Genomic DNA, 3,048 nt, shown 5'->3' on the forward strand with positions numbered 1-3,048 from the left:
CTTCTGCTCAGCAACTTCTCTGGTGACCTTGCCAAAGACAGAGAACCCGATATACAGTGCCACCACCGCAAAGATGACCGCGATGATCAACTGGACAATCCCGACAACTACCGTCAAAAGATCCATAATCACACCTTTTTTCTATTATTTTGTACGCTGCAGGGCCGATAAATATATTGACGACAGGTTCAGGTACTGTGTCGCGACGTTTCAATCACCCGGATTGAATGGTACCTTGTCAGATAGTTCGTGGATGACGTCGGGGATTACCCGTATGTTGTTATGGATTGTGTGTGCCTGAGTATCCTCTCATACCTCTATAGTGAGTCCATCCTCAGACACCACGAGCCCCGGGCACTCCGCCTCGAACTGCTCCTTTAAAGCCCGGCGTTCCTCAATGGTCTTGTAAACCTCCGCCCCGAAATGCATCAGTGCGAGACGCCTGACCTTTGCCGCCTTCGCAATATGGATCGCATCCTCAGGGTTGAGATGCGGCCAGCCAGGGCTTTTTTGTCCGGGTTTCAGACCGCATTCGGTGATGAGGAGGTCGGCTTCACGTGCGAGCGTGATCGCATTGTCGCAGACGCCCGTATCGGTGCAGTAGGTGATCACCTTCCCGTCAAGTTCGAACCGGAAGCCCCGGCAGGGAACGGGGTGGACAAGCGGCAGGCTGGTAACTTTAAAGGGGAGCTCGTGGGCACCATCCGCAAGTTCGGTCACGGTCACCGCGAAGGGAACCTGTTCAAGCGGTACTGTATATGGCTCGCGGACAATGCCTGCAAGATCCGCTGTTGTACCAACCTGTCCGCAGATGGTCAGCCCCTTCCTGAACCGGAACTTCACCAGCGTGTGGAGCCCTTCCGTATGGTCGAGATGAAAATGACTGATGAACAGGAAGACCGGTTTGTCCTGCGAGATGTACCGATCTGCCTTTGCGATTCCGTTTCCCGCGTCAAGAATAATATCGTAGTCCCGTGCCTTAATAAGCGTCGAGACTGTGTTTCCCGTTGATGAATCATACCAGCCGTTTGTCCCAAGGAAGGTAACCTGCATATCCGTAACTTGATCGTCTTTCCTCTTCAAGGTGCAGGAGTCCTCTGTCCGGGTGATCCCGGATGTGCAGGATTTTTATGATGCCGGGTCGATGAAGGCATGTCAATTCATAAAATCGGATGCGTGAACTATGAAAAATGTCCCGTGTTTAATCCTGTGTGCCGCCCTGCTCTTCCTTGGCATCTGTGCGATCCCGGCCGGTGCGGTCGTCCTTCAGGTGACTGTCAGAGGAACGGTGACCGATGTCTCTCCTGCGAATAACACCCTGACGTTGTCAGATCCTCAACAATATGGCTGCGATTACGGATCGGGCACGTCAGCCCCGGTCTGTTCTTGGACGCCGCTGAATACCTCCACGCTCACCGGTACTGTTCCTGATGCAGCGGCTCTTTCTGTGTTTGCCAGAAACGATCAAGTCGTTGCAGTGAGCCTTGGGGGGACCGGTGGGACCTGGATCGCGCTTGCAAAATTATACGGCTCCGGCGCCAGCGCAGATAATGCGACCGATGAAACTGGAGATATCGGGAGCCTCCCGGTTGCGCTCATCGGTGACTATGCGGTCACTGCCACCACGGTTCCGAACTGTTCAGCCTGCACCGGGACGACCTGCACGGCCACAGGTTCGAATGTGACCATCACAAGCGGTACCATGAACGTCGCGTACAAAACCCTCTCGCCCGGCGAGTCGCTCTTTTTTAACGGCAGGAACGATGCCTCAAGCGTTAATGTCAGCTTTATGAATGGTGAAGCCTTATCGGATTCGTGCCCCGGTTACACCGGCCTCATTGGTGGGGTCCAGCCGGTTTCAGATTATATTGTCCACGTTGTTCCCCCGCTCGGGATGACGGTGGCCACTTCTCCGGCCACGCAGTCCAATGCGCCCACGACAGTAACTGCTTCGGTGACCACAACGCAGGAATCCGGCCTGCCGTTTGCTGCACTGGGTGTCCTTGGTGTCGGGATTGCTATTCTTGCAGTTCGCCGCCGCGGGGATTAATTCCCTTTTTTTCATGTCCGGCCGATCACAACTTCCATGTGCCGGTACGCCGAAATGGTGATCTGATGCAGATAATTTCCCTCCTGGAGCGTGGCCGCCCATGGCACAGGTAAGAGTCGGTGTGCATGTATCGATCGCGGGTTCGCTCGATCTTGCAGTCGACCGGGCAAAGGATGCCGGTTGCGATGTCTTCCAGATGTTTTCCCGCAACCCCCGGGGTTGGGGGTACAAACCGCTTTTGGATGACGACTGTGCCCTTTTCCGGCAGAAAATCAAAACGTCCGGCCTTCTCCCGGTTGACCATATGCCCTATCTCCCTAACCTTGCCTCTCCAAAACCCGAGGTCTGGGAGAAATCTGTCCAGACTATCAAAGCTGAACTTGACCGGTGCGGGCGTCTGAAAATCCCCTATCTTGTCACCCATCTCGGCCACCATCTTGGGGACGGGATCGCGGGCGGCCAGGCCCGGGTGATAAAAGCGGTGAACGCGGCGCTTCACGCGTCCGATAACGATGTTATGCTGCTCCTTGAAAATACTGCAGGGGAGAAGAACAGCGTGGGCAGCAGTTTTGAGCACATCCACGCGATCATCGGCGGAATTGAAAAAACAGACCGGATTGGTGTCTGCTTCGATACCTGCCACGCGTTTGCCGCCGGCTACGAGCTGCGGACCAAAGAAGGTCTTGCAGCCACTCTTGCCCAGCTGGATTCGACGGTGGGTACAGACCGTCTCAAAGTGATCCACGTCAACGATACGAAGGGGGATCTCGGGAGCGGGCTTGACCGGCACGAGCACATTGGTATGGGGTTCATCGGCGATGAAGGGTTCCGGCGCATCTTCCGCCACCCGGTCTTTGCCCGGCTGCCACTCATCTGCGAAACACCGGTGGATGAACGCCGGGACGACCGGGGCAATATCAGGAAAGTCCGCGAGCTTGCAGCATAAAAAAATTAAAAACGGTATGATCCCTAAACGGGAGACCGATGTATCATATCGT

General features: G+C 55.2%; 3 protein-coding genes. 2 read left to right on the forward strand and 1 reads right to left on the reverse strand.

Annotation, left to right across the window (positions count from 1 at the left end; all coding sequences use genetic code 11):
* Positions 1-309: 309 nt before the first annotated feature.
* Complete coding sequence (locus tag WCE46_RS05230; protein ID WP_424732645.1) at positions 310-1,053, reverse strand: MBL fold metallo-hydrolase; 744 nt, start codon at positions 1,051-1,053, stop codon at positions 310-312.
* Positions 1,054-1,183: 130 nt separating this feature from the next.
* Between WCE46_RS05230 and WCE46_RS05235 the strand changes: the two genes are divergently transcribed.
* Positions 1,184-2,050, forward strand: a complete 867-nt coding sequence (locus WCE46_RS05235) for a hypothetical protein (protein WP_424732646.1) — start codon at positions 1,184-1,186, stop codon at positions 2,048-2,050.
* A gap of 100 nt (positions 2,051-2,150) precedes the next feature.
* Positions 2,151-2,996 (forward strand): deoxyribonuclease IV, encoded by an 846-nt coding sequence (locus tag WCE46_RS05240; RefSeq protein WP_424732647.1) that lies wholly within the window; start codon positions 2,151-2,153, stop codon positions 2,994-2,996.
* Positions 2,997-3,048: the final 52 nt, after the last annotated feature.

This window comes from Methanoregula sp., assembly GCF_049690535.1.
GTDB lineage: Archaea > Halobacteriota > Methanomicrobia > Methanomicrobiales > Methanospirillaceae > Methanoregula.